We start from the raw sequence: 26922 nt of genomic DNA on the forward strand, positions 1-26922 counted from the left end.
CTACTTGGACCGCCTGATCGCGACCTAGCCGACACGTTGGCTTTCACCGTTGGTTCGACGGATTCGCATGTTTTCGATCTTTCGATTGGTCGCGTGCAACACTTCGACTTCCCAATGACCGACATTGAGTAAATGCCCGGCGGTGGGAATCATTCCGGTGTGATGCAGCACCCAACCGGCAACGGTTTCGTAGTCATCGCTCTCGGGCAAATCCCAGTGAACCAAATCGTTCACATCGTCGATCATGACACGTCCGTCGACATCGATGGTGTCGTCGTCGATCACGCGAATTTCGAATTCTTCTTCTTCGTCTGATTCGTCGACGATCTCGCCGACGATCTCTTCCAAAGCATCTTCGATCGTGACCACACCCGCGGTTTGTTGAAACTCGTCGAGCACGATCGCCATGTGCGATCGGCTGTGCAAAAACTCTCGCAGTAACAAGTCCACGCTGCGGTCCTTTGGAACCGACCATGGCCGGCGGCAGAGGTCGAGCAACGGCTTATTGGGCAAACCCTCACCAGCCAAGTACGGCAGCAAGTCTTTCACGAACAAAACACCAACCACGTTGTCGATGGTGTCTTCGTAAACCGGATAACGAGTCCGCCCGGTCTCAATGATTGACTCGATGGCTTCTTCCCAAGTCGCGGTGACCGAAATCGCGTTGACGTCGACTCGCGGCGTCATGATGTGACCGACCGTGTCTTCGTGCAGCTCCATCACGCCTTGGATCATTTCGCGAACCCCGGGGGCAAAGAAACCTTCTCGGGTTCCCGCCGCCACGATGGTTCGGATTTCGTCTTCAAGTTGTTCTTCGTCCTCATCCTCGGTCTCTTCGACGCCAGCCAACCGGCGTGAAATGATTTCAAGCAACTCACCAGGTGCGTGAAGCGGACGCATCACGAATGACATCGTTCGCCAGAACGGCCATGTGTGGTAGAGCAACGGAGCCGAGGCAAACCGCGTCACCGCATTGGGCAACCAAGTGTGAGTCAACATCGTCAAACCGGCCGCCGCGATTCCCCAAGCGAGAAGCGTGTTCAGATCCACATCGACGCGGTTGACGACAACGATCGTCCCAAACAACACGAACATCACCGAGCCGATGACGTGCAAGTACGCACCCGCTCGAATCACTGTGTCTTGGTGATCCAGAACCGATCCAAACCGGTCTCGATTCTTCTTGACGCGGCAATAGATCTCCAAAGAACGCCCCGCGAACCGATCCAGCAGTTCGCTTCCGAGCCCGCCGATGCTGCCAAGAACAAAGCCCACCGCAGCGAGCGGCATTGCGTTCAAATCCGCCAATTCGCTCATGACACTCCTCCACTCATGATTCCACCGGAGGAATCACTCGCGTCGTCATCAAACGAGTCGTCTTGTCCCGACGCTGAGTCCTCGTCGTTGCTCAGCGGCAAATCGATCCCCATCAATTTCATCGCGGCAATTTCTGCTCGACGCATCGCGGCACGAGGTGCAGGCGACTGATCATCGTGACCGACAATGTGCAACGTTCCATGAACAACGTAGAGCAACAACTCTTCGCGAGGCGACAACGGGTTGCTGGGTTCGCTGGCGTTTTCGATCGCCGTTTCAAAACTGGCGACGAGCTCTCCTTCAACCATCGGCGGTTCCAACTCATACGGGAAGCTGATCACGTCGGTCGGATAATCATGTTGCAAAAATTCGCGATTGATGGGATGGATCGTCGCATCATCGCAAATCCGGACTCCGATGGAACCACGATCACATCCTTCCACCGATGCGGCAGCGATCGCCGCGTGGGCAAGTTCCGTGCAAGCGGTTTCAAGGCTGCCAAACCAGATCGATAAGTCGGGCTCCGCTTCCTCATCAATGAGGACATCCGCGGTCAAGTTCGTTGGAGACTGTTCCATCACGCCGATTGCTGTCCAGGATACTTCACGCGTGCGTGGTAAATCGCCGTCAGCGACTTCACCAAACTTTGTCGAACACGATGCAACTGTGCGAAAGTAATTCCGCAGTCATCGAACTGACCGTCGGCAACCTTCTTCTGAGCGATCGCGTCGACCAACCCTTGAATGCGAGCCGGCGTCGGATCGACTAACGTTCGCGACGCACTTTCGACCGTGTCGGCGAGCATCAGCACAGCGGCTTCGAGAGTTTGCGGCTTTGGCCCCGGATAGCGGAAGTCTTTGTCGCTGACCGCTTCACGATTGGGATCTTCTTCGCTACGTTTCGCGGCTTCGCGGTAAAAGTATTCGACCAGCGTCGTGCCGTGATGTTGCAGGATGAAATCGATGATCGGCTCAGGCAAATGGTGATTGCGGGCCAAATCGGCTCCATCTTTTACGTGGGCGATGATAACCAACGTGCTCATCGCAGGCTGCAACGAGTCGTGCTGGTTGATTCCCGCTGATTGGTTTTCGATGAAGTATTCCGGTTTGAACATTTTGCCGATGTCGTGGAAGTACGCTCCCACGCGAACCAGCAAACCGTTCGCACCGATCGCATCCGCGGCGGCTTCTGCAATTGACGCGACATTGATCGAGTGGTTGTAAGTCCCCGGTGCACGCTGTGCCAAACGTCGCAATAACGGGTGCGATGCGTCGCCGAGTTCCAACAAACTGAGGTCGGTTTGCACGCCGAACGCTTTCTCGACCAAAGGCAACAAACCGGTCATCGCCAAGGACGAGAACAAAATGCAAACGCCCGCCCAACCGGCTTCGGCAACCAAACCGTTGACGACGTGATTGAGCGAACCGCCGCTGAGCATTCCTTCCAAGTTGCCGCCCGGTGCACCAGACGAAAGCGTTTGTCCCGTCACGATTCCAACGCCCACAACCGTGAACATGGTGATTGTGGCGGAGATCAGACCGACCGTGACCAAGTGAGTTCGCGAACGAATGCGGCCGGTCAACAAGGTGCATGTGGTGCAGGCCGCCGTCACGACGACCAAGTTGGGAATGTCAGCTCCCAGCAAAAGAATGACGGACAAACAGACAGACGCCAGCAGCAAGATTGCGAGTTCGCGACCGTAGACGACCGCGGCGGTGATCGATGCCAAAACGAGCGGCACCAGTTCGGCTCGCCAAGCATCTCGTGACGCGTGATAAGCCAACACAATGGTGACCACCATCAATGCGAGCAGCTTGACCAGTTTGTTACGATCCAACAGCAACGATCGATCATCGACAAACCAGATGTACGAACCGCATAGCAAATACAACGCGGCGATCATTCCAGCGTAGGCCGCGACACGAGCGACTCGGTCGCCCCAACGCATCGATTCGACCAGTTTCGACCACTCACTTCGAAGCAGCCCCAATTCGCGACCGGTCAACGGTTGGCCCGCGTCAGCCAATTTCGTTTGGCCGGCGTAAAACGTCATCATCACGTCTTCAACGGCAGCGGCCGCTTGATCGCGAACCTTTTGGCTGGCTTCGTCGTCGTATTTCAAAGTCTCGAATTCAGGCAACCGTGTTCGCAACCAGTCACCAATCATGTCCGCCGCAATCAAACCTTCGTCGCCGGGAAAGCGTGAACGGAATTGGTCACGAAGCTCTTTGACCAATTGGTTGCCAGCTTCGGCAATGATGACTTTCGACAGTTCCACCGGCACGGCTTCATCAGTTTGGTCACCGGTGAAGACACGAATCATCCGCTGCGAACCCTTTTCGGGTGGGTGCTGCGGGGCTTGCAGAATGCCGTTTTTGTAGAGCTTCAGCATCGCGGAATCGACCGCGGCTTCCAACGTCGCCAGGTCCTTGTCTTTACTGAAGACTCGCTTGAGCAACGCGAATCTTTCGGCGGGGGACTCGCCATCGGGCGCGGTCTCGCTGCCCTCATAGAATTCCGTCAGAGCGGATCGTTCTTCTTTTCCAAGTTGCTCGTAGTTGGCCGCACCAAGGACCAAGAACAGGCGGTTCTTCAGTGCCGCTCGCAACTGTTCCAAACGCTGCGGCGAATTTCGATACAGCGTCATCACTTCACGACGACGACGTTCTTTCAAATCACCGGTGGCGATCGCGTCTGCGACCTGGAAGTCCACTCGCGAAATCAAATCCCGCGCGGGAATCGCACCGCTTCGGTAACTGAACGCCGGTTTCCACGTGAAGCACAGAACCAAAATCGTGCACGCGGCGATCAATGTCATTCCGACGCGAAGCGACCATTCAGCTTTGTCTTTGCGGTCCCACCAAGTCGCCCATTTGGACTTCGGGATCCCTAGCGACTCAATGCGTTCTTTGCCCGCACGTTGTTTGCCTTTGGTCGTCCCGCTTTTGCTCGCACCGCTCATTCGCTCGGTTGAGTCTCCGAATCAGAGTTCGTGATCGGCTCGGATGTCGAGCTGGACGCTGCCGAATCGCCGGAGGGTCGCTTCTGCGATTTTGTAAGCGTCTCTGAATCACCTGATTGAACTTCGGTCAAACCTTCGTCTGATCGTTCCGTCGCAGAGCCGTCCGAATCGGCCTTTTCCGAGTCGGCTTTCTCCGAGTCGGCTTCGTACGCGGCAACGATCTGCTGCACCAAACGGTGACGCACAATGTCCGCAGCTCCCAAACGAATCTGCGCGATTCCCTTGATGCTGCTCAGGCGGTACACCGCGTCGTGAAGTCCACTGCGAACGCCACGCGGCAAATCGAGCTGTGTTGCGTCGCCGCTGACCACCATCTTGCTCCGTTCACCCATCCGGGTCAGGAACATCTTCATTTGGGCAACAGTCGTGTTTTGAGCTTCGTCCAAAATGATGAACGCGTCGTTGAGCGTCCGACCTCGCATGTACGCCAAGGGAACGATTTCGATGACATCTTGTTCCATCAATGCACGAGCTTGGTCGTAGTCAACCATTTCGCCGAGCGCATCGAGCAGCGGTCGCAAGTAAGGGTTCAGCTTCGCTCGCAGGTCACCAGGCAGAAAACCGAGGCTTTCGCCGGCTTCGACCGCGGGACGAACCAACACAATTTTCTTGATCGATTCGTTTCGCAAAGCCTCGACCGCGGTGGCCACGGCCAAGTAAGTCTTGCCACAGCCGGCCGGTCCCGTTGCAATCGTCAGATCGTTCTGCCGGATGGCTTCGACATAGCGAGCTTGCCCGGGAGTTCGCGGCGCGATCTTGCGACCCGCGTTTTGCAAGTTGATCGCTTCGCCGCTCGGTGTTGGTGGTCGACCATTTTCGATCTTGGCACCTTCTTCTGCCGCAGCGGTCTCGATGTCGCCAATGCTGAGCGAGCCTTTTTTGCGGCACAGCAAACGCAATTTTTCCAGCGTGCGCATCGCGGCACCGACGCCGGTCTCTTCTCCGGCGACGCGGATTTTCCCAGCTCGATGCGTGATATCGACGCCAAACAGCCGTCGCAGCTTGCGCACGTGTTGATCGCGAGGACCGAACAACGTCAGGACTTCATTGGGACCCGCTGTCGACAGCGTGGCTTCGTTCATTGCAGATTGGACCGACATGCGTCAGAGCGTTTCATAAGGAGTGACTAATTCTAACCGTCCCACACGTGGTCCGACCATCGTGCGACATTGGATTGAGCAGAATTCACGGGAGGCCGAGGGGCCGTCATGCCGCGGCCGCTAAACACAGAAAAGACGGCAAAGTCGCAGCAATCAACGAATCCGTCACATCCCAGACTCCCCCCAAACCGGGAAGCCAATTTCCGGAATCTTTTGCCCCACAGTCTCGTTTGAACATCGATTCCGCCAAATCACCGACGATTCCGGTGATTGCAAGGGCCGGGCCAAGGATGAACGCCCAACTGATGGAAGGCAGCGAACTCAACGGAATCGCGTCGGACACCAACGCTGGGAACAACCACCGCAAACAAACCATCGCCACCAAAGTCGACATCACAACACCACCGACCGCTCCTTCCCAAGTCTTGCCCGGACTCAGTCGCGGTATCAGCTTGTGACGACCGAGAGCTTTGCCGGCGAAGTATGCCCCCGCATCGGCCGACTTCGTCGTCGCAATCATGGTCAGCAACGCAGCCAATCCCCAGGACGTGCTGACATCGCTTCCCAAACCGCGAATCGTGAAAAGCAGACTCATTGGCAACCCGACGTACAGGGAGACAAACGCTGCCCGCATGGTTCGGTCAATACTGCTGGATGCCGGTAAAACAACTGCATCCGCCTTTGCCGTCGATGCGTCCAACTGCTCAGGAACAACCGCGCCGTAAGTTCGCATCTCGCGAATCAGAAGTGCAAACAGGGACGCGATTGCCATCGTGATCACCCACCCCAATTGTCCGATGGGGCAATCTTTCGGGTAGGCACCAATCGCACCTCCGCTGAGCTGCGACGCCGCGTTGACCAAAGCCGGAATCGCGGGACCAAGACTGATCGCACCCACGGCAATCATGCACCCGGCTCGCCAAACATCTCGACCGGACGACAACAACAATGATGTGACATCCCAGGTCGTTCCCAACGCGAAGAAAAGCAGCAACGGGACGAGAAGCAAACCTTCCGTTCCGGGCGTGCTGAATTTCGCGTCAACGAACAAGCATCCCAATGCGATCGCAATCAACACCGCTGCGCTGCGAAGCCGGTCGATCAACAATGAATGGGATCCTTGCGAAAAGTCAGATTCAAAATTGTCCGTGTGAGCCCCAAACGGCGAGCGTCATTCCAACGAACGATCACCGTGCGGCTCAAACAACTGCGACTCAAACATCAACGCCCAATACGCCAACGGCCAGGGCGTTGGTTCAATCAGCCAACCAAATCTTTAAGAGCCTGCAGGGCACCTTCGTAGTTTGGTTCTTCGGTAACTTCGGACACAACTTGCTTGTAAACCACTTTGCCTTCGGCATCCAAAACGATGACGGCGCGGCTCAGCAATTTCAGCTCTTCGATTTCGACTCCGTAGTCTTCACCGAATGCGTGTGTTTGGTAGTCGCTGGCGGTTCGCATTTGAACGTTTTCCGCACCGCAGAAACGCGCCTGAGCGAATGGCAAATCGCGGCTGACCGTCACGGCATTGATCTTGTCGCCCAATTCGCCCAACTGCTCGTTGAACTTCTTGGTTTGAGTCGCGCAAGTTGGCGTGTCCAAGCTGGGGACGATGCTGATCATCGAAGGTTTGCCCTTCAGATCAGCCAACTTCAATTCCTTCAAACCTTCGTGGGCGTAGTGCAGGCTGAAATCCGGAGCTGCCTGACCGATGGCCAATTCGCTGCCAGCGAGAGTCATCGGATTGCCTTTGAACGTGATCACACCACTTTGACTCATCGAAATTCACTTTGATTGAGAGAACAGGTCGGACGGGAAGTCGGCAGTATGCGCATCGCCGATCCGGTCGTGAACCCCGGGCGATGCGCCTGCTCGAAACACTCCACTCTGCCGTCAATTTGATGCTTCCAGCGACCGTGTCCATCAACGGCCAAAAAGATCAGCTGAATTCTTTGTGAATTTGGAGCAGTATCTGATGCAATGCACATGGATTCAGGTTGCAAAGTGCTCTCAGGAATGCGCAAATGGGACAATTCGGCTAGACGCAGGTTTCCCTAAACCCACAACGAGCTAGACTACGCAAAGCGGTGGTGGGATACGCCTAACCATCACGATGCCCCAACCAATATGGCGTTTGCATCGTGTGTTCGAATGGAACACACTGGTCGTGGCGACAAGTTCGTTGCGGTGATTTGCGTCCGGACGGGGTGCGCAGGAGTAATGGGATTTGCATGTAACGGCTGCGTATTTCAAGGTTCCTCGCACTCCCTCCGGGCGCAACTCGCTTCTACAATGTCGCAACGCTTTCTCTGACCGCAATTTCGGTCCAGCGCGGCAATCAACTCACTCGTGAATTCTCTTCGCGATGAGTCGCTGAATCGACGCTCAAAACAGGGTTGGATCCCTCTTCGTTGCCACTATGACCAATCAATCCACCACGGCGATTGTCCTGCGAACGGTGGACTTCAGCGAAACCAGCCTGATTGTGACGTTGCTGACCAAGGATCTGGGCCGAATCTCGGCACTGGCAAAGGGTGCACGCAGACTCAAAGGACCGTTTGAGGGATCACTCGATCTGCTTTCCGTTTGCGCGATCACGCTGATCGACAAACCAGGCGATACGCTGGACTTACTGACCGAATCCAAACTTCGCCGACGTTTTCGCGGCGCCCAACGATCCTTGGAACGTCTGCATGCCGGTTACTACATCGCGGAAATGCTTCGGCTGCTGGTCGACGACGATGACCCGCACCGCGAATTGTTCGACATGACGCTGTCGGCAATGGGGATGATCGATGGCGAAGGCGATGTCGCAAGAACGTTGCTAGCGTTTGATGCACAATGCCTGCGGTTGCTGGGACATGCACCCGCGACGCGGCGCTGCACCGTATGCGGACGCGATGCCGAACGGAGCCGCCGGCGAGCTTCGTTTTCGTTGGTCGGTGGCGGTGTCGTGTGTGAAAACTGCCGCCCGTCGCAAAGTCACTTGATGACGGCCAGCTGGGATGCTCTGGACGCGCTGCGTGAGCTGGCCAGCGATCCCGAGTCGCCGCCCTCAACCGCCGAGGAGAACGCGGACAATCCCAGCCAACCGCCGCCGACCTCTTTCCCGATCGGCCGCCTGTTTCCCGCGATGACTCCTGCGATCTATCGAGACCTTCGGGGACTGCTCAATCGCACCCTGGAATCGCTGGCCGGCCAGAAGCCTCGAATGCAACCATTCCTGCCTGACAAGCTCGATTCGCTCTAGCGTTGTGACGTCCAGGTTGAGTATCTCCAACGAGTCATTTCGAACTTGACCGAAGGAAGTTGCTCGTGACGTCTTGCCGTTCGCTTTTATTCGCCGCTGCTGTCTGTGCCTGCCCAGTGCTGGTGCCAGATTCCCTGTATGCCCAAACGGGATTTTGGGATTCCACCAAAGACACCACCGACCGTGCCATGCGGTTCCTCACCATGCGTGAGCAACCCAACGCGGAACGAGCCCGTGATTTGTACCAGGAAGCCGATCAGCTGTTTCGTGCCGCCGCCGCTCGCGTCAATCAAACGCAACGAGACGGCGAAGCCGAAGGCACCGAAAAGAAAGACTTTGCTCGCGCCGCGAAATTGTTCGCTCGAGCCGCCGACGCACAACCCGGCACCGCGCTCGCTCAAGACGCGATGTTCATGCAAGCGGAAAGCCTGTTCTTTTCCGATCAATTGCCCGACGCAGCGGACGTTTACGAACGTTTGAACAAAGAATTCCCCAACAACCGCCACGTTGACCAGGCGGCCGCTCGAGCCTTTGCGATCTCCCAGTACTGGATCGACACAGAAGTCGCGACCCAAGACGACTGGTTCAAGTTCAACCTCTTCGATGCCAGCCGACCTCGACTGGACGCCGAAGGCCACGCCGTTCGCGTGCTGGACCAAATTCGCTACGACAACCCGACCGGACGACTGGCCGACGATGCAACGATGGCCGCCGCGGTGGAATACATGCGACAAGGCGATTTCGAAACCGCTGACGAGTTCCTCACCGACCTTCGCGAAACGTTTCCCGAGAGCGACCACTTCTTCAACGCTCACCTGATGGGCATCCGCTGCAAACTCGAAGTTTTCGCGGGCCCCAAGTACAGCGGTTTGATGCTGGAAGAAGCCGACAAACTCGTCCGCCAAACTCGCGAACGTTTTCCCGATCGCTTGCAAGATCCTGAGACATCCGAAATGGTCGCCCGAGCCGCCGCCGAAGTCGCCTTCCGCCGAGCTGAAAAGCTGAACGACCGAGCGATCTATCGCGAGAAGCGATCCGAATACGGAGCCGCTCGATTGCACTACCAAAAGATTCTGCGTGACTACCCCAGCACACCGTTCGCTGAACGTGCTCGCGAACGTCTGGAAGCGATCACGAGTTATCCCGATGTGCCCGCCGAACGTGTCTCGGCAACGTTGCTGAAACGGATCTTCCCAGACAGCCGGCGCTCGACACCTCTGGAAACCAAGTTCAATTCACCGACCGGCGAACGCAGCGAGTCGATCTACCGATGAGCCTTCGACCGCAACGCCGATACACGATCGCCTTGCTAAGTCTCTTCGCGACCATTTTCGCGGGATGCCTGGTCGGATGCGCGCCGTATCAACTCGGCAATGCCTCGTTGTTCCCGCAGAACATCCGCACGGTGCACGTGCCCATCATTCGCAACGCAACATTTCGTGAAGACCTTGGCGTTCGCCTGACCGAGGCACTCACAAAAGAAATCGAACTGCGAACACCGTACAAGGTCACCGCCGATCCGCTTGCTGACACCGTGCTGCGTTGCGAAGTCATCGACGAAACCAAACGCGTGCTGACCGAGAACGATGCCGACTACGTGCGAGCCCTCGACGCGGCGGTCCAGGTCCGAGCCTCCTGGTCAGACCGACATGGCCGACTGCTGATGAAGAACTCGATCGTGCCGACCGACGATCTGACAATCTTGTTCAGCCAAGACGAACGCTTCGTCCCCGAAGCCGGCCAGTCGATCGACACCGCAACTCAAAAGGCACTCGAGGACTTGGCAAACCGCATCGTCAGCCAGATGGAAGCCCGCTGGTAATGCGAGCTCGCGGATCAAACCGCCAACCACCACGCTCCGATGGCCATCCACACCGGGATCAACACGATCCCGAGCAACGAAGTCGACAAGACAACCCGAAGAGCCGTCGCCGTGTCGCCTTCATAGAGCCTTGTCAAAACAATTGGGAACACCGCCGATGGCATCGCGGCTTCCAACAACAGCACCTGCTTCAAATCCGTCGCGGTGACCGTCACCGATGCGATCCCGAGCATCACGATCGGCATGAAGAGCTGACGGAAACCAACCGCCAACCCGATCACGGGTGCGGAACCGGTCCAGTCCGCTGCTCGCAAGAAATCGACCAGAATCGCACCGCTGAGCAACAACCCAAGTGGGATCGAACTGGATGCCAACAACCCGACCGATCGCATCACCGAAGTCGGAATCAACGTTTCCGCTCCCGTTGCTCGAATCGACAGAGCAACAATGACTGCGATCAAGGGAGCACTGGTGGCAACCGGGCTGACTCGTTCCCAATTTCGACGCCAAGCACTCTGCTGCTCCTTCGGACGCTTCTTCCCGTTGCTGCCGGTAACGATCGCCACACCGACGCTCCAAAGCGAAATGTCGACGCCGACGTTGTGCAGAATCATCTCGACTTCCGCGTTCGGATAAGTGATCTGTGCCAGCGGCAATGGGATGTACCCGTAATTGCAGATCCCGGCACAAAGAGCGAACGCACGTTGCTGGGCATCCGTTTTCAAACCCACGAACGGCCCAATCGTTTTCGCGGCGTACCAAGCGGCCAGAAAACCAAACGTGGTGATTGTGAACCCGAGCACCGGCGGCAGCCACGCGGACGCGAGCGAATCCAATGTCGAATCGCCCAGAATCCGATCCAGAAACAAACAAGGCAGCAACACTTTCGCGGTCAGCTTGGCCAGCGAAACGTCGGCCTGGTGCGTCAGCCAATGCTGGATCCGGCACAGCGCACCGACGCCCATGACGAGAAAAACGCCCAGCACGCTGCTGATGATGACGGCGAAAGCTTCCGGGTCCATCAACATGTGCGAGCTCCCTCGCATCGGTCGTCTAGAGCCACCGTTTTCGCGTTTCGACTTGCCACGCCGGTGCCGGGTTTCGTATCTGTGATGCGATGGAAACCGTGTCGATCCAAGCGAAACATTATTGGACGTGCCTGTGGCCGGGTATGTCGGAATTGTGGTGGCGCGGACGATTGTCAGCCCTGCCCACCGCCGTCGCGTTTGCCGCGGTCGTCAACGCATTGCTGATCGCCAAATTCATCTATCCCGGCTGGTTGTCCGGGGCACTGGTCGCGCTGGCCTGCTGGATCGCCGTCGCCGCCTGGGTCGTGCTGACGGTTCGTTCGTTCCGCGAATTGCCATTGCTGCTGGCGCCACGACAAGTCAGCGATCAACCAGACCGCTTCGCCGAGGCACAGCTCGCCTATTTAACGGGCAACTACGCGTTGGCAGAAGAGGCGTTGACAGCAGGATTGTCAATCGAACCGCGTGATCCGCCCGCATTGTTGCTCCTCGCCGCCGTGCTGAGACACACCGGGCGACTGAACGCCGCTGATGCCTTGCTGACTGAAATTCCAAAATTAGAAGCCGCCGCCGCTTGGAACCTAGAATGGGAAAGCGAGCGAGCCCGACTAGAACGCGACCTCGATTCCCGAGGCGAATTGCAGAACGACGCGGAATCTGAACACGAACCGCCTGAGAACGCCGAGGAAACCAACGCCAGCCCATCGCTCGCCGCCTCAGAAGAAGAACCAGAAACCGAAACCACTGAACCAAACCCCACCGCTATCGCCGAAGATTCCGACAACGGCGAAGCGAACACGGACGACGCCGAAGAATCCGAACCGGCGACGCTCTCGATCGACACGGCACTGCAGTCGTTCTCATCCGGCGAGGATGACGACCTCGACGACGAGCGGCCAAATTCTGGCTATTCAGAAGCGGCCTGATCTCGATTCAGCGTTCTTCGCGGAGACGCGTTCGCTCGATAAAATCAGAGCATGAATGCATCCTCCGCTCGCCGATATCTTCCATCTCACAAAACACCTCACGCCAAAGGTCACTTCAAACGGCCGCGACACACGGGTGTGTCTTTGGTGGAAGTCATCGTGGTGGTGTTCATCCTCGTCATCCTGTTGGCTCTGTCGATTCCGTTTGTTCGTAACATGCGCGAGCTAACGCGACGCAGCAATTGCGACCAGAATTTGATCCGCCTGGGTCTAGCGATGCAGGCCTACTCGACCGATAACGCCCACCTGCCATCGGGAACCGCATCGTACAACGCGACCTTCCGGTTTTGGCCCGAAGTCCCATCACCGGCCGAACCCAACGCCGATGCTTCGCCAGTCGATCTTGCCATTGTCAGCGAGCCCGAAGGCTATCACCACAACTGGGCATTGGCATCGCTTCCGTACGTCGATCAAGTCGGCCTGTCCCAATCGATCGACACGACATCCAGCATCTACTCCGAATCCAATCGCCTGATTCGCGAAACGATGATCCCGGTCTTCCGTTGCCCATCGGATGATTCGTTGCCCACAAACGCGAGCTACGCGGGACTGCATCATTCCGCAGCCAACCCAATCAGCGCATCCAACAACGGACTGATGTTCCTCAACGGTTGGGTTCGCCCAGAAGAAGTCCCTGACGGAATGTCCTCGACGATCTTGTTTGGCGAAAAGCTTTCCTTCGCCGGAGAACTTGGATGGTGCAGCGGCACGCGGGCAACGCTTCGCAACGCCGGGCATGCGATCAACGCAATCCCGCAATCGGATCAACTGGAGAACCCGAGTTTCGTGGGCGGTTTAGGAAGCCGACATTTTGGTGGAGCCAGCGTTATCAAGGGCGATGGAGCGGTAACGTTTATCTCGGAAACGATCGACCAAAAGCTGTTTCAATCGATGGTCAATCGCAACGACCAACTGGTACTCGCTTCCGATGCAGTGATCTCCGAGTGAACGCAAACAAGCCAGCTCAATCGCTCTGCAAGCCAACCGCTTGTCGACTGCCAAACCTTAACCGAGGTCTTTTTCCCACTGACGACCTTGCTCGTCTTCGGTGAACTTCAGCGTTGCAAACTGCCCCTTCAGCTTCACCGCGTTGGAATCAATCGTCGTTTCGACCGTGAAGATCTGGCGATTCGCGAGTGACTGCACGATTGACGAAACCAAAAACTGCTCATGCGTCGACAATTCGCGTTCGGCCATCGATGTCACAAACCCCTTCTTGGGCTGCGGTGCGGGAAAACCATTCAGCTCAACCGGATGCATCAAACGCAGCGACAGAATCGATCGAGCCCCGTCCATGACTTGGCCCTCCGGATCACCCACCCAAAGATCGATCGCGGCAAGTTGCTCGTTGGTTTGGTGATCGACCAAAACATTGCGTTCCATGTCGAAGTGACTCATCGCGACCGCCGTGCGATGGTTCAGTGGCAACATCGGCAAACGATCAATCCGCGTCGAGCGACGTAACTGCAAAAACTCACGATTGACCGGCGGGCGATAAGTCGATGTGTTCACAATCAAACGCTGCAGACTCCGTGCAACACGGAATCCATGCCGGGACAACAACGACGCCACACGTGCGTCCGTCACGGGAACTCCCAATCCATGACCGATCGGCGGCAATCCGCCATAACCATTCCGAGCATCGCGAACGGGTCCGACACAGATTCGTTTTACCCCCGCGTCCGCGGCACGTTGCATGGTTTCGATCAACAACGAATCGCACATCGACAACCCGGCTTCACCGGCAAAGCAAATTGCGGCGACCAACGAAGTCGGCACCGCATCCACTTCGGGTACTTCCGCGATGGCTGCGGGTGAATCGCTTTCCAACAACTCAGGCGGCGGCGATTGCCAATCATCGGAAAACTGATGGCACCACGCCACCACTTCACCATCCGCTTCGGCAACCAAGAGACTGCCAGGATCAAAAAACGTCCGCGATAGCACGGCTCGTTCCAGGATCGAAACGCTGACCGGCGGGATCTGACCGGCGGTCTCCCAGTGACGCATCCAAACGTCAAACAGGCCGGGAAGATCAGAGTTTCGAAACGGACGGATGTTCGCCATGAGGGTAAAACACGGTGCAATGAAAACGAAATAGGTCGGCGGTTCATCCTACCGCGAAATCGCTTTCATGTGTCCCACACACCAGCCTCATCGCGCCCGATTGCGGGCACTACTTTTCGAGTTGCTCCATCACCCGGCGAGCGATCACCTGAATCGCTTCCAAAGGCAACTCTGACGAACCAGTCATCTTGGCTTGTGTGGAGCGAACCATCGCATCGATCTCTCGTTCCGCGGTCAAGATCAACGCTTTTTGCTTATCCGACAACGGAACGCGGCCTCGACCAAGATCCCAGCCACGGGCTCGCGCGCCCGCACGGAATCCTTCCGGGAATTCCCCAAGACCGATCATGGCGTCGAACAGCGGCAGCAACATGTACTGTAGCTCCATCGCCAATTTGTGATCACCATCGGCACAAGCCCGATGGATCGCACGAGTCAGCTCAGGCAAAACGCCGCTCGTCGCGTTCGTTCCACCATCCGCTCCCGCGATCAGCATGGGAGCCAACGCCGCATCCCACCCGGTCAGGAACGAGAAATCATCTCGCATCGGCCGGATCGCGGCCATCATTCGCATCAAGTTCGGCAGATCACCGGAGCTGTCCTTCAGCCCAATGATTCGCGGATACTCTTCCGCCAATCGGATCACCACATCGACTTCGATTGGCGACGCAAACATCGGAATGTTGTACAGAGTCACGTCGACGCGCACGTCGCGAGCGATGTGGGCGTAATAGGCGTGAACGCCTTCGCTGCTGATCGGATAGTAAAACGGTGCGACGATCGCGACCGCTCGAACCCCCATGTCACCATAGGCGTTGCAGGCTTCGATCGTTTCTTCGACGTTCGCCTCCGCCGCGCCCGCCAGCACGGGAACCCGGCCGGCGGCTTGATCGACAACGATCCGAACGATTCGGCGGCGTTCCTCCGCCGTGAAGCGAACGAACTCACCCGTGCTGCCATTGGGATACAAACCATCCACGCCATGGTCGATCAACCAATCGACGTACCCACGCAGCTTGTCTTCATCAACGCGTCCCCGGTCATCCACCGGCGTGATGTTGGGAGTCAAAATGCCGGAGATGCGTCGATTCATGCTGAGTGTCAGTTCGGAGAGGAAGGAGCCAACCCCAACAGTTCATGGAGTCGGTCAGGAGGCTGATAGCCTACTCGGTGAGCGATCACTTTGCCGCGCGGAACGGCCAACAATGTCGTCGGATAAGTGGTCACGGGAATCCGAGCCAGAATATTCGGATTGGTATCGGGTCGCAGAATGATCGGCACAAAACCGTTGGCGAGTCGAGACCGAATGCTCGCGTCGCACAACGTGTTTTGTTTCATCGCGTCGCAGAACCGGCAATCTTCCGACGTGATGAAGATCAGCATCGGTCGTCCGGAACGCCGAGCGGCCGCCCATCCCGATTCGAAATCGTTGTGCCACATTGGCGTGTCGGCCGAAACGAGTTCGGTGGCACTCGATCGAGTTGCCTTCGCCGCCGACAAACTCGAGACCACCTTGCCGATGATTGGCACCTCGGCGTCCGCGGTGGATGTGAAGAGCCCGATGAATGCGGCCAACGCCGCTGCCCGCCATCCAAAGCTGGACTGAAAAAGAAAAGAATTGCATCGACCGATGCAAGGCAGAACCGATTGGCGATCATCGCCGGTTCCACAAATCAGGTTGCTTCCCGCAACCACTGACTGAGCCATGAGATTTCCCCTCGTAAGGCAAAGACACAACCCTCACAGCGAAAAGACGGAAGCCATGAGGACCTAGAACGGTCGAAACCTATGCGTCTGAAAATGGCCCCACAAGAGTCAAAAAGTAGCGATCGGGCAATTTGCGCAGTTTTTATGACGACAGTCTTTAAAACGCTCGATCGTCGCCCCTCCATGGGAAACGGCCCCCACCCTCAAGCGATGAATCCACCCGTAAACGGATAGACAAACGACCACCGATGACCGCCCGTCGAAGATCCGGCGACTCCGATCGACACTTGATCCGCGGCGTATGTCGATGAACGACTCACGCGGTTCCCGGCGCCTACTTGGACCGCTGATAGATCGCGGTGAGCAGCGACTCGGTGTCTTTGAATTTCTTGCCAGTTGCCAACGTTTCGTCGATCAACTTGCGAGCATCCGACTCCGAGTGCCCCAGCGTGACCAATGCGTCGTAGGTGTCTGAAACAATCGGCGATTCAACTTCCATCGCATCGGCAACTTCTTCGCCAGCCACCATCAACGCGAACCGGGGCATCTTGCGACGCAGTTTCGCGATGACTTTTTCACTGGTAGCTGGTCCGATGCCAGGAAGCGCCGACAAAGTTTTCGCGTCTTGCTCTTCGATCAAAACGGCCAACTCTTTCACCGGTCGAACCATCGCCCGAAGAGCCTTCTTCACGCCAACACCGTCGACGCTGCAGAACAGGTCAAAGAACTGTCGCTCGGGAAGCGTCGAGAACCCGATCAATCGTGGAGTGAGGCGTCCGCCTTGTGCGTTGCCCTCGATGTAGTCCAGCGTGTGCAGCCGAACTTCGTTGCCGATTTGGTTTTGCAACTGCCGGCGAGTGTAATCGCCCACGTAGACTTCATAGTCAAACGGGGCCGCCTGGATGATGACACTGATCTCGCCCACTTGGACCAGTTTGCCAGCAATCGAAACGATCATGAGGAGACAGATTCAGGATTGGAGTGATACTTGAACAACCGATCCAGAACACCGTTGATGAACCGTGGGCTGTTTTCGCCGCCGTAGCGTTTCGCCAAGGTCAACGCCTCGGAAATCGCAACTTGGCCGGGCGTTCCACTGTAAAGAATCTCGTAGGCACCCAATCGCAACACGTTGCGATCCGTCACCGGCATGCGGTGCAGGGCCCAGTTGGTGGAAAGCTTGGTGAGCTTCGCGTCGATGTCATCTCGACGCGCCATCGTGCCATCCAAGAGCTCAGCCGCAAAATCCGTGAGGACCTTTCGACCTTGCAAACGGGAGCGGATGAATTTGCGTGACGTGGCTGCATCACGCCAATCATTCAGATCGGCTTCGTAGAGAAGCTGCAGGACTATTTCGCGGGCGCGTCGACGTGTGGACATGCGAGCGATCATCCCGCAGGCACCTCAGAAGTGTCAACTAGGCCATGGCAAAAATTGGCCATGACAAAAAGCCGGCACGCTTCGATGAAGCGAGCCGGCTTTTGATGATTCGTCTGAGTAATCGAGCAAGTTCGATTACGCTTGGAACGAGCTTCCGCAACCGCAGCTTTTGACCGCGTTCGGGTTGTTGAACGTGAAGCCCTGTTTTTCGAGGCTGTCGTACCAATCGACTTCGGTGCCGTCGAGGTACAACGAGCTCTTCTTGTCGACCACGACGCTGACACCGTGGCAGTCGTACTTCGAATCAGCCTTCATGTCGAAGCTGTCGTCGAAGTTCAGCGTGTAGTTGAATCCGCTGCAGCCACCGCCGGCGACACCAATCCGCAATAGCATCGAATCGTCGAAGTTGTGTTCCTTGCGAAAACGCATGACTTCTTCGGCCGCGCGCTCAGTCAATTTGATTGCCATCGTTCGGATGATCCTCGTGAATGGATGGACAGTTGTTTGAAGTTAGGTCCGAGTCGGAACTGCACAGAACGAGTTGTTCGAACCTGTTCCATTGACATACCAGTCAATGACCATGTTCGTTCACCGCCCGCAGCCATGCAAATCGTTTCAACAATGCAAACGGCTTGCCAATGCCAAAACCAGTCAACTTGGCAGTTTTTGCACCAATCGGCCCACTACTTAGTGATTGACGATTGTACCCGCAGCCCAGCCAAATCAACAACCTCTTTTCGCAGCGAAGGAGTGTCCGGTTCATTTTGATTCCGAATGTGCAGGATCTGAAAGCAGTTACCAAATAACGGGTTGCTAGCATTCACCACCGTGTTTCCCGCCATTTTTGACATTGCCGCACATCCCGGGAATCGTTGGCAAACGTTTCGGCCGGGTGAAATCTGTCCGTCAAGAATTGAAATTTTGGCCCGCAACCTGCTCGCCCGGTAAAATGCTCCACGGCAGGCGGAGATTCGCTGAGATCGATCACAGCGAGTCTTTTCGCGTGTCCTTTTCTCTTCTATCGCACCGTCAGGTGATCTCTATGTCCGATTCTCTCGCCAGCCGCACTGGTCGCGGCGCAGCGGCCACGCGCCGCTCTTTTTTGAAACGCTCATCGCTCGCCGCAGCATCCGTGATGGTGGTCTCACCGCACGTGTTGGGTGGTCCTGGAAAAACGCCACCGAGCGACCAATTTCGATTCGCTCAGATTGGCGTCGGCGGCCAGGGAGCTCGCGACGTCCGCCGGATGATCCACGCCGGAGGAACCCCCGTCGCCCTGTGTGATGTCGACGTCCAACGGGCGGGCAAAACATTCTGCCAGCATCCCGATGTCGAACGTTTCACCGACTATCGAGTCATGCTGGATGAATTTGACAAGGAATTTGACGCGGTCGTCATCAGCACGCCCGACCACACCCACGCCACAGTCGGCTTGGCCGCGATCCATCACGGCAAACATGTTTACATGCAGTGCCCGATGGCTCGCACCTTTGACGAAGTCCACCGCTTGAAATCGGCTGCAGAGCAATCCGGGTTGGCGATTCAAATGGGCAACCAGGGTCACTCCAGCCTGCACATGCGAGCCTTCCAGGACTTCATTGAGCGGGGTGAGATTGGCGAAATCGAATCCGTGCATTGCTGGACGGATCGCCCCGAGTGGCCACAAGGCATGACGTCGGTACCAACATCGACAACCGCTCCGATCTCCCTCGACTGGGACCTGTGGCTCGGCCCCGTCGCGGATCGCCCGTTCTGCAAAGGCTACCTGCCCGTTACTTGGCGAGGATGGTGGGACTTCGGCACCGGTGCACTTGGTGACATGGGTTGCCACCTGCTCGATCCAGCTTTCACGACCATGGGTTTGCAACTGCCTCGCCGAATCACAGCGGACTGCGAAACCGCCACGTCGATCGCCTATCCGGTTTGGTCTCAAATCGAAATGGAATTTGACGGGACTGATGTATGCCCCGATGGGTTGAAGCTGACTTGGTACGACGGTGGCAAACAACCCGAGACGCCGACCATCATCGCCGATGAAAGTGTTGGCGAACCTGGCTATTCGGCGGGTGGAAGCGGATGCATGATCGTTGGCAAGAAGATGACGTTGGTCGGTTCGACGCTTTCTGGCGAACCAGACCAAATGCCACAAATCGTCGCCGTTGCCAGCGAAGACGACAACGAACTCGCCGAAGCACGGCAAGCCGGACGAAAACGCATGGAACAACTCTCCGCGGAAAACAAAGAGACCTCGAAGTCGCACTACGAAGGTTGGATTCAAGCTACCCGAGAAGGCAAGTCGGATTCATTGACCAGCGATTTGCAGATCGCCGGAACGATGACGCAGTCAGCACTTCTCGGCTGCATCGCAACTCGCTACCCCGGTCAAACATTGACCTGGGACAACGAGAAGCACCAGTTCGCTGGCTCCAACGAAGCCAACTCGTTCCTAAGCTTCGAACCACGCGAAGGCTATCTCTACGAAGCCTGACATCGACTTAGACTTAATTCGAACAACCTGTGGCACGGTGGTACCCACCGTGAAATCGCACTCGTCTCGGTGGGGGACCACCGAGCTACAGGTTTTCAGGTTTTGGGGACGATGCAGACGGCCTCGCGTTACGACTTTTTCTTCAGCCCCATCAGATATTCCACCATGTCGACCAAACCTTGTTGGTCGGTGGTGTGATGCAAGTTCTCCGGCATGATCGACTTCTCGCTCTTTTTCACGTCGACGATGTCGTCTTGGTCGAACTCCAAATCGATCGCTTCCGCCGTTCGCAGGACAAGCTTATCGTCGGTCTCGGATACCAGAACACCGTTCACAACACGGCCATCTTCGGTCAAAGCAATCATGTTCTCGTAGTTGTGACTGATGCCGGCACTGGGTGCCAAGATCGACGTGAACATCGCTTCGCGAGAAAGCTTCGACCCAATCTCGGACAAGTCCGGGCCGACTTGTTTTCCAAACCCATCGACGATGTGGCAGTTCGCACAAGTCGCGACGCCACGAAAGATTGCCATCCCCTTCTTTGAGTCGCCACTCAGACGCACCAATTCGTCCAGCGGTGGAAGAGGCTTGCTGTCCGCCGCGGCGGGTTGTGGCAACAACTCCTTCGCACGTTTCGCGATTTCTTCGTTGGCGTTGCGCCCGAGCAAACCACCAGCCAACAAATGAGTGTCGGCGGGAAGCTCTTTCGCTTCCGTCATTTTCAGCAGTTCTCTCGCACCACCATCGGATTTTGCCAACGCTCGCACGGAAGCACTTCGCAATCCGTAGTCCATCTCCGGGTCGCCTGCGGTCTTTGCCAACAAACCAATCGCACGTCCATTGCCGAGCGACCCAAGCAGCGACACCACGCGCCCGAGCTGGCCATGATCGTACGTTGAGTCTTTGTTCAAGATGCTAACGAACCGGTTCCATCCGTCCTTTCGCTTCAACAGCAAACGCAACGCGGAAAGCGATAGATTGTCATCGCCTTGGCGAAGCATCGTTGCGATGAGCTGGTCATCCATGTCGCGAATTTCAAATTGGTCGACCAGCTCGACAAAGTCCGGTTCACCGGCGCGACTACGGATGTAGTCGGTGATCGCCATTTGTGTCTTAGGAAATTTCACGGGATCGAAGTCAGGCATCCGCTTCACCGTTCGAACCAATACCTGTGGATCAACTTCTTTGCCGCTGTTTTCATCAGGCAACAACTGGCGAAGAACCAACCCACGAACGGCATCGGGATGGTATTCCAGCGACCGGAAATAACGTTTGGTTTCGTCACTAGGCATTCCACCAGCCAACAACTCGACCATCTTGGCCGCCGCATCATCGGTACGCAGACGCCAAACCAAATCGCGTCCCGCGGGCGTGTTCCAATTACCTCCGTTGGCCTTCATCCAAGACGCAAAGCACTCCGCGGCTCGCAGATCACTTCCGATGCCAAGAGCTTCCAACATCCAGCGATCCTCACCGTCGTACTGCTGAGCAAGCTTTGCCCAGACGCTCGGCATCGCATCGGATTCATCAAACCGCAACGCGACAGCCAGCTCACGCCGGACTGCGGACGATGAATCGCTCGCCGCATCACCACAAACATTCGCGACGGAAAGCCCAAGTTGCTTGCACAGCCGAATCGCGGTGCAACGAATGTTGGCGTCGTCATCGCCGCGAGCCTTGTCAACGTACTTCCGACCTTGCCCTTCGATCTTGCCGAGCAACCACAAAGCACGAGCCCGATAGCGTGGGTTATCGTCTTGGTAGAGCGAAAGCAAAGCGGGCTCTGCATCTGTACCCATCGAGTGCAGCTTTTGCCAAGCGAGATACCGTACCGAACGGTTTGGACTTTTCAACGCCGCGATGGCTCCGTCGACCGACGACAAATCAAACTTCGGCACCGAGTACTTCACGCCCGGCGGTGCCACACGGAAAAGTCGCCCACGATCGCTGTCTTTTTGATGGTGTCCACCAACGCCGGGGTCATACCAATCGGTCACAAACAACGATCCATCGGGAGCCACGCAAACGTCGGCGGGGCGAAACCAGTTGTCAGTCGTGCCGGTAATCAAGGGTTCGATGGTGGCTGAGTATCCCGCACCATCCGGCTTCATCGGATAAGCCCTCACGACGTTGGGCCCCGGGTCGCAGTGGATGACTTCGTCCCAGAAACGTTTTGGCAACAAACGGCCTTCGTACATGCAAATACCGCTGGGCGATCCTGCCCCGGTTTGCAAAACATTGGGAACCACACCGGGGTCGTTCAGGTGCCAGTGTTGCAGCGGGATCTCATCTTCCAAGTTGATCCGATCGGCTCGCCAAGACGCACCGGTTTGTTCGTCTTTGTACCCGTAGTTACCTTGCTCCATCACAAAGTTGATACGAGTCCCACGGTTGCCATCATCGTCATTGTCGCTCTGCCACAACGCGCCGAACGAGTCGACCGTGGTTTCCCAGTTGTTGCGGAAGTTGTGAGCCAACACTTCAAAGTTGGAACCATCCAGATCACATCGAAAGGGCATCCCGCCAAACAGAGGCTTGCCATCGTCGACAACTGCTCGACCATGAATGTCGACCACCGTTTCACCGTTTGCATCTTTGACCTGCATCCCGGTGTTGCCGAAATTCCAATACAGCTTTCCGTCGTCACCGAACAAAAATGAGTGTGCGGAGTGATCATGTTGCGGCTGTCCCGTTTCGGTGAACAACGCAACCTTTGAATCAGGAACATCGTCACCGTCGGTGTCAGTGAACTTCCAAATCGTCGGCGAAGCGGAAACGATGACTTCGTTTCCGAGCACACAAATCCCCATCGCCGAATCGATGTCACCGCCTTGGTAGTAGGTGTGAACGTGATCGAGTTTGCCGTCGCCGGTGGTGTCTTCCAAAATCAGAATCCGATCGCCTTCCGGACGCGCCCCTTGGTTGCGGCGATAGTTCATGACATCGCAAACCCAAACGCGGCCGCGATGATCGATGTCGAGATTGGTCAAGCTGGACAGATCCGGCTCGCTTCCCATCAACGTCACTTCCAATCCTTCGGCCACCTCCAATCCCGCGACGGCTTGCTCTGGCAAACGCTGTTGATCGACCGATTTTGCATCGACTTCGTTCAAATTGTCGGGAGCGGCCCCGGCATAAATGGCAAAGCGAACGCTGGTGTTGCTTCCGTTTTGTTGGTTCGTGCCACCACTTTCCAATGCACCGGTGACGGTGAATTTGTCAAAGCCCGGCGGAACGTCAAATTCGATCACGCTGGGAGCATGCGTCCCAATCGATGTCTTGCCCGCAGGCTGGTTTTGAACCAGCACCGGACCGCCGGAACAGTTGGCATTCTTTCGAACGTCGCCCCACCCCGCTCGTGCGGTCACCCAACCTTGTTCGACCAAGTCCAACGTTCCCTTTGCACCATGCAAGGTCGGATCCAACCAAGCCACATGGTCGCAGGAATAGTCGTTGCCTCCTTCGCTGACCACCAAGAACAATTTGCGTCTGGCAATTTCATCGACTCCGCCCAAGTCCACTTCGATCCAAACGCGATGGTCAGGCGTCGCGGTTGTCACCAGTGGGCTGACGTGAAGCAGTTTGGGTGCAACCGCTGAAGTCGACTCGTTTGACGGTTGCTTCTTCTTGCTACCGTCCTTTGACTCCTTTTCCATATTCAACGGAATTTTGAATTCCTTGGCGACTGATTTCAGATCAAAATCCTTCGGCGGATCGAAGTCTTGATCTGCCATCAACTGTTTCGCTGGGATTGGTTTGAGCGAACCGGCTTCCTTTGACGGGTCGTCGCCAGCAGTCCAACGAATCGCATTGGTCACCAATCGACGTACGGGAACGTGCGACCAATTCCAATGATGGTGTCCGCCGGTGAAGCCAAAGCTGCGACCGCCGATCTCGGGTTCATAAGCCCAAGCGACCGTCTGCAGTTCACCCGCCGCAACCGACTTGCGAGCGTGCGGGTTGCCGGTGTGGGCACTATCCGGACGCCGCATCGTTGACTCGGGGGCAACCGCCTGCAGGATCGGAGTCAGCTTGCCTTTGTCCGAAAAACGCAAGTGAAAGTACCACTCGTCATTGGTCGAGAACGAATCCACACCGTGCGTGATAGGATGCTCAGGCAACGAATCAAAATTCGCGATCCAGTGCGGATTGACGCTGTAGTGAATTTCAAAGTGCCCGCCCAACAACTCGACCATGTCATCGCCGGATTCACCGGGCGACATCTCAGTTGCGTAGTGCAAACAAACCAAACCACCGCCGCGTTTTAACAACGCTCGCAATTCATCGCGATGATTGAATGCAACGTGTCGACCTTGTCCGTCGCTGTAAAGAACGACACTGTCGGCCGATTCCACCCTGGACGCGTCGCTTGGCCAACCACGCACGACTTCGGTTTTGAGATTCGGGTTGGCTTCCAACAAGGATTGCTCGAGAACCTTCAACCCGGCGTAGTGCTCATGGGCCCCATAACCGTGGCTGGGTTTGCCCGCGATCAGCAGGATCGACTTCTCAGATCCATCGGCGGACTCGGCCGTGGTGGCCAACATATTCCAAGTGAGAATGGTGCACGCGAATGCGGCGACCCAGGACCACGAGGTGGTCGGCATGACATCATTTTTCATGGAAGCGGGAGAACCAAGGTTCCAGGTGGGAGGATTCCGGCGGGGCGAAACGACAACGGGGGCCGACGCGAAACTCGAATGAGGCGTCGAACAAGAGGTCCCCATTCCGCGGCAAGGATGATCGCTTCACCCTTCGCTCGGAACAAGAAAGCTCTGAGACCCGTTGTCATTCACTGACAGGGAATCCGATTGTAACCCAACAAGAAGTCCATGGAGTTGCGGTGCGATCGATTCGCATTCGAGTAACCAAACGAAATCGATCGGGACGTCCGCGGACCGGAACACTGAAATTCTGCTCCGGCGTCAGATTCGGACCGCAGTCTCTCAGCTGTAGAAGCAAAGGTACGCGGTGGGCTCGATCACTCGAACCTGAAACTTTTGATTGGCATCGATTCGGAACTCGGATCCGGCTGGGTACGCCCGATACCCAGGTTCGCCGGGTAGCTTGGCTTCCAACTTGCCCGAGACAATTTTCATCAGTTCTTTTTCGCTGGTTCCAAATTCGTAGTCGCCCACCAGCATCACGCCGGACGTCGCACGGCCTTCGCCATTTTCGAAGGCGATGGAAGTGACGTTGCCGTCGAAGTATTCGTTGACTTGCATGATGAGATCTCCGCGAAAGGGAACTTGGGACAGGAACGGCGAGGAAGATAATTCAACGCTCCCATATTCGCGAGCCACATTCCTGACCGGATTCGCTCACGACATTTTCGACAAACAGCCTGCGACGCGTTCGGCAACGTCCGGTGTCAGCAGGGCTCGATGGTCGATCACCAGCAGTGATTCACTCAGCGCGGCCGCGTTTTTTAGCGAAACCGGTTTGCTGCTTCGGCGATCACTCGTTCGATGCATCGCGCGGAATCCTTCACCGCAGGGCAACTCAATCGTTCGCAATTGCTGAATCACCTTCGCTCGAGTCTCCGCGTTTTTCGCGAGCACCGGAAACTTGTACGGAGCTCGAACCAAACTCGGGTCCTCGTCCCAAACCGCCGCACATCCGACCGAAGCCCAATCCAAGTCGCTCAATCGCTGGGCGTTTTGACACCGAATTCTGTTCAACTGACTCAGCCAATCCAATTGCGGCATCAACGCGGCGCATTGCAGCGGCGACATGGGAAACGTGTCGCTCGGCCGATCCACCATGCCTTTTAGTTTTTGATACTTGCCCTCGTACTCGGTCACCAACGCACCACCATTGCCGCACGTCAGAGGCTTGCTGCCACCAAAGCTGTATGTGGTCCATTCTGCGAAATAGCCGACCGGCACAAAAACCGTTGAGCCATCCGCGTTTTGTTTGATCCGTCCCGCCCCCATCGCCTGACAAGCGTCCTCGACCAAAAACCAGCGGCGTTGCCGGCACAACTCAGCAAGCCCTCCTGAATCGGCGAGCTGCCCATGCAAATGCGAAACCAGCAGAATGGACTCCGGCGGTGCCTGAATCTGCTGAATCGACTTGAGCGATGGCAAAATCCCCGTCGAAGTTCGGCCGCTCCGTGTCCCCGAAGTGGGCTGCGTGTCGCACAGCACCGGGCGACCACCCAGCAATTCGACGGTTCGAAAGTTGCCGGGGTAATCGTAAGCGGACAGAATCACCTGAGTCGCCTTGCTCCGCTTTGCACCGGCCGGGCCGACTCCTAGTGCTCGCAGTGCCAACTCGATCGCCGACGATCCCGATGGGCACAAACGGACTTGGGCGGTGCCCCCGAATGCCGTGATTCCTTCGGGTGCCGACCATTTCCCCGCCGCCAGACTCACCGAATTTCGGCATCGCTCGTAAACGCCGACCTGTTCACTTTTGGCCGCCGTGGTCTCGGGATACGTCCCCCACTGACCGTCTTCCAAGACTTCTGCGACCGATTTTTCGATCTGCCTGGTCAGTTTTGCGTGTTTTGGCGGCCAAGCCGGCCACCCATCGGAGGCAACGGCGAACGATTCTTCAGCGGGAAGATCCAAGGGATTCTCAGTGCTACGCAAAGGAGGATGGCGAGGCAAGTTAGGGCTGGGCTTGTGGCGATTTTTTTGCTTCCATATCATGCCGCATTGCGAAAGACGCAGGCAACCACCAGCCAGGACGGCTGGGGCCGCGTCAAGCTAGTGTCATCATCCCCGGAACCTCTGTCTTGTTGCCCTCTT

Annotated in this window: 22 protein-coding genes; 6 read left to right on the forward strand and 16 right to left on the reverse strand. The window is 56.6% G+C overall.

The features are described 5' to 3' along the window. Positions 1-24: 24 nt before the first annotated feature. From B2R17_RS01505 to tpx, 6 genes are all read right to left on the reverse strand, one after another. Positions 25-1317, reverse strand: a complete 1293-nt coding sequence (locus tag B2R17_RS01505) for a hemolysin family protein (protein WP_008667007.1) — start codon at positions 1315-1317, stop codon at positions 25-27. Further along, the gene (gene ybeY, locus B2R17_RS01510) at positions 1314-1895 is read right to left on the reverse strand and encodes an rRNA maturation RNase YbeY (protein WP_286762562.1); all 582 of its coding nucleotides are present in this window, start codon (positions 1893-1895) and stop codon (positions 1314-1316) included. Before ybeY ends, B2R17_RS01505 begins: the two co-directional genes overlap by 4 nt. Next, positions 1895-4279 (reverse strand): HD family phosphohydrolase, encoded by a 2385-nt coding sequence (locus tag B2R17_RS01515; RefSeq protein ID WP_008661502.1) that lies wholly within the window; start codon positions 4277-4279, stop codon positions 1895-1897. Before B2R17_RS01515 ends, ybeY begins: the two co-directional genes overlap by 1 nt. Beyond that, the gene (locus B2R17_RS01520) at positions 4276-5439 is read right to left on the reverse strand and encodes a PhoH family protein (RefSeq protein ID WP_286762563.1); all 1164 of its coding nucleotides are present in this window, start codon (positions 5437-5439) and stop codon (positions 4276-4278) included. Before B2R17_RS01520 ends, B2R17_RS01515 begins: the two co-directional genes overlap by 4 nt. A 106-nt stretch (positions 5440-5545) precedes the next feature. Continuing rightward, positions 5546-6547, reverse strand: coding sequence for a phosphatidate cytidylyltransferase (locus B2R17_RS01525; protein ID WP_286762564.1), 1002 nt, complete (start codon positions 6545-6547; stop codon positions 5546-5548). A 152-nt stretch (positions 6548-6699) separates the two neighbouring features. Continuing rightward, complete coding sequence (gene tpx, locus B2R17_RS01530; RefSeq protein WP_008661507.1) at positions 6700-7218, reverse strand: thiol peroxidase; 519 nt, start codon at positions 7216-7218, stop codon at positions 6700-6702. A gap of 640 nt (positions 7219-7858) precedes the next feature. Between tpx and recO the strand changes: the two genes are divergently transcribed. The 3 genes from recO to lptE all read left to right on the forward strand — a co-directional run bounded on the left by recO (position 7859) and on the right by lptE (position 10511). Further along, positions 7859-8689: a DNA repair protein RecO gene (gene recO / locus B2R17_RS01535; RefSeq protein WP_286762565.1), complete on the forward strand. Its 831-nt coding sequence runs from the start codon at positions 7859-7861 to the stop codon at positions 8687-8689. 116 nt (positions 8690-8805) lie between these two features. Then, positions 8806-9963, forward strand: a complete 1158-nt coding sequence (locus B2R17_RS01540; protein ID WP_037252566.1) for a tetratricopeptide repeat protein — start codon at positions 8806-8808, stop codon at positions 9961-9963. Then, positions 9960-10511, forward strand: coding sequence for an LPS assembly lipoprotein LptE (lptE, locus tag B2R17_RS01545; RefSeq protein ID WP_286762566.1), 552 nt, complete (start codon positions 9960-9962; stop codon positions 10509-10511). Before B2R17_RS01540 ends, lptE begins: the two co-directional genes overlap by 4 nt. 14 nt (positions 10512-10525) lie before the next feature. Here the strand turns inward: lptE and B2R17_RS01550 are convergent, their stop codons facing one another. Then, complete coding sequence (locus B2R17_RS01550) at positions 10526-11539, reverse strand: AEC family transporter (RefSeq protein ID WP_008661512.1); 1014 nt, start codon at positions 11537-11539, stop codon at positions 10526-10528. An 89-nt stretch (positions 11540-11628) separates the two neighbouring features. Between B2R17_RS01550 and B2R17_RS01555 the strand changes: the two genes are divergently transcribed. Together B2R17_RS01555 and B2R17_RS01560 are read left to right on the forward strand one after the other, a co-directional pair. Beyond that, positions 11629-12465 (forward strand): tetratricopeptide repeat protein, encoded by an 837-nt coding sequence (locus tag B2R17_RS01555; RefSeq protein WP_286762567.1) that lies wholly within the window; start codon positions 11629-11631, stop codon positions 12463-12465. A 138-nt stretch (positions 12466-12603) separates the two neighbouring features. Then, positions 12604-13473: a DUF1559 domain-containing protein gene (locus B2R17_RS01560; protein ID WP_414707201.1), complete on the forward strand. Its 870-nt coding sequence runs from the start codon at positions 12604-12606 to the stop codon at positions 13471-13473. A gap of 57 nt (positions 13474-13530) precedes the next feature. Here B2R17_RS01560 and B2R17_RS01565 read toward each other — a convergent pair whose 3' ends face one another. From B2R17_RS01565 to B2R17_RS01590, 6 genes are all read right to left on the reverse strand, one after another. Next, positions 13531-14592, reverse strand: coding sequence for a hypothetical protein (locus tag B2R17_RS01565; protein ID WP_286762569.1), 1062 nt, complete (start codon positions 14590-14592; stop codon positions 13531-13533). Between the two features lie 109 nt (positions 14593-14701). Beyond that, complete coding sequence (locus tag B2R17_RS01570; protein WP_008661520.1) at positions 14702-15685, reverse strand: dihydrodipicolinate synthase family protein; 984 nt, start codon at positions 15683-15685, stop codon at positions 14702-14704. A gap of 8 nt (positions 15686-15693) precedes the next feature. Continuing rightward, positions 15694-16299: a thioredoxin family protein gene (locus tag B2R17_RS01575; protein WP_286762570.1), complete on the reverse strand. Its 606-nt coding sequence runs from the start codon at positions 16297-16299 to the stop codon at positions 15694-15696. Between the two features lie 334 nt (positions 16300-16633). Further along, complete coding sequence (gene ruvA, locus B2R17_RS01580; RefSeq protein ID WP_008669064.1) at positions 16634-17257, reverse strand: Holliday junction branch migration protein RuvA; 624 nt, start codon at positions 17255-17257, stop codon at positions 16634-16636. Continuing rightward, entirely contained in the window at positions 17254-17691 is a 438-nt protein-coding gene (gene nusB, locus B2R17_RS01585; RefSeq protein ID WP_007326965.1) for a transcription antitermination factor NusB, read from the reverse strand. The genes ruvA and nusB overlap by 4 nt, the downstream gene beginning before the upstream one ends. Before the next feature lie 123 nt (positions 17692-17814). Beyond that, on the reverse strand, positions 17815-18147 hold the full coding sequence (locus tag B2R17_RS01590) for a HesB/IscA family protein (protein WP_007326964.1): 333 nt from the start codon (positions 18145-18147) through the stop codon (positions 17815-17817). A gap of 574 nt (positions 18148-18721) precedes the next feature. On the opposite strand from B2R17_RS01590, the gene B2R17_RS01595 reads away from it, so the two are divergent. After that, entirely contained in the window at positions 18722-20167 is a 1446-nt protein-coding gene (locus B2R17_RS01595; protein WP_286762571.1) for a Gfo/Idh/MocA family protein, read from the forward strand. A gap of 128 nt (positions 20168-20295) precedes the next feature. On the opposite strand, the gene B2R17_RS01600 is transcribed toward B2R17_RS01595, so the two are convergent. The 3 genes from B2R17_RS01600 to B2R17_RS01610 form a co-directional block, all read right to left on the reverse strand. Beyond that, the gene (locus tag B2R17_RS01600; RefSeq protein ID WP_339887657.1) at positions 20296-24789 is read right to left on the reverse strand and encodes a PVC-type heme-binding CxxCH protein; all 4494 of its coding nucleotides are present in this window, start codon (positions 24787-24789) and stop codon (positions 20296-20298) included. Between the two features lie 324 nt (positions 24790-25113). Beyond that, positions 25114-25395, reverse strand: a complete 282-nt coding sequence (locus B2R17_RS01605) for a pyrimidine/purine nucleoside phosphorylase (protein WP_200861133.1) — start codon at positions 25393-25395, stop codon at positions 25114-25116. Positions 25396-25488: 93 nt separating this feature from the next. Continuing rightward, positions 25489-26742 carry a DegT/DnrJ/EryC1/StrS family aminotransferase gene (locus B2R17_RS01610; protein ID WP_286762573.1) on the reverse strand — a complete coding sequence of 418 codons (1254 nt, stop codon included), beginning with the start codon at positions 26740-26742 and terminating at the stop codon, positions 25489-25491. Between the last annotated feature and the right edge of the window lie 180 nt (positions 26743-26922).

Origin of the sequence: Rhodopirellula sp. UBA1907 (genome assembly GCF_002337565.1) — a bacterium.
Lineage (GTDB): Bacteria > Planctomycetota > Planctomycetia > Pirellulales > Pirellulaceae > Rhodopirellula > Rhodopirellula europaea.

Excerpts from the sequence above, each read along its gene's own strand:
- B2R17_RS01505 (WP_008667007.1), bottom strand. The coding sequence starts at position 1,317 with ATGAGCGAATTGGCGGATTTGAACGCAATGCCGCTCGCTGCGGTGGGC.
- ybeY (WP_286762562.1), bottom strand. The coding sequence starts at position 1,895 with ATGGAACAGTCTCCAACGAACTTGACCGCGGATGTCCTCATTGATGAG.
- B2R17_RS01515 (WP_008661502.1), bottom strand. The coding sequence starts at position 4,279 with ATGAGCGGTGCGAGCAAAAGCGGGACGACCAAAGGCAAACAACGTGCG.
- B2R17_RS01520 (WP_286762563.1), bottom strand. The coding sequence starts at position 5,439 with ATGTCGGTCCAATCTGCAATGAACGAAGCCACGCTGTCGACAGCGGGT.
- tpx (WP_008661507.1), bottom strand. The coding sequence starts at position 7,218 with ATGAGTCAAAGTGGTGTGATCACGTTCAAAGGCAATCCGATGACTCTC.
- recO (WP_286762565.1), top strand. The coding sequence starts at position 7,859 with ATGACCAATCAATCCACCACGGCGATTGTCCTGCGAACGGTGGACTTC.
- lptE (WP_286762566.1), top strand. The coding sequence starts at position 9,960 with ATGAGCCTTCGACCGCAACGCCGATACACGATCGCCTTGCTAAGTCTC.
- B2R17_RS01550 (WP_008661512.1), bottom strand. The coding sequence starts at position 11,539 with ATGTTGATGGACCCGGAAGCTTTCGCCGTCATCATCAGCAGCGTGCTG.
- B2R17_RS01555 (WP_286762567.1), top strand. The coding sequence starts at position 11,629 with ATGGAAACCGTGTCGATCCAAGCGAAACATTATTGGACGTGCCTGTGG.
- B2R17_RS01565 (WP_286762569.1), bottom strand. The coding sequence starts at position 14,592 with ATGGCGAACATCCGTCCGTTTCGAAACTCTGATCTTCCCGGCCTGTTT.
- B2R17_RS01570 (WP_008661520.1), bottom strand. The coding sequence starts at position 15,685 with ATGAATCGACGCATCTCCGGCATTTTGACTCCCAACATCACGCCGGTG.
- B2R17_RS01575 (WP_286762570.1), bottom strand. The coding sequence starts at position 16,299 with ATGGCTCAGTCAGTGGTTGCGGGAAGCAACCTGATTTGTGGAACCGGC.
- ruvA (WP_008669064.1), bottom strand. The coding sequence starts at position 17,257 with ATGATCGTTTCGATTGCTGGCAAACTGGTCCAAGTGGGCGAGATCAGT.
- nusB (WP_007326965.1), bottom strand. The coding sequence starts at position 17,691 with ATGATCGCTCGCATGTCCACACGTCGACGCGCCCGCGAAATAGTCCTG.
- B2R17_RS01590 (WP_007326964.1), bottom strand. The coding sequence starts at position 18,147 with ATGGCAATCAAATTGACTGAGCGCGCGGCCGAAGAAGTCATGCGTTTT.
- B2R17_RS01595 (WP_286762571.1), top strand. The coding sequence starts at position 18,722 with ATGTCCGATTCTCTCGCCAGCCGCACTGGTCGCGGCGCAGCGGCCACG.
- B2R17_RS01600 (WP_339887657.1), bottom strand. The coding sequence starts at position 24,789 with ATGAAAAATGATGTCATGCCGACCACCTCGTGGTCCTGGGTCGCCGCA.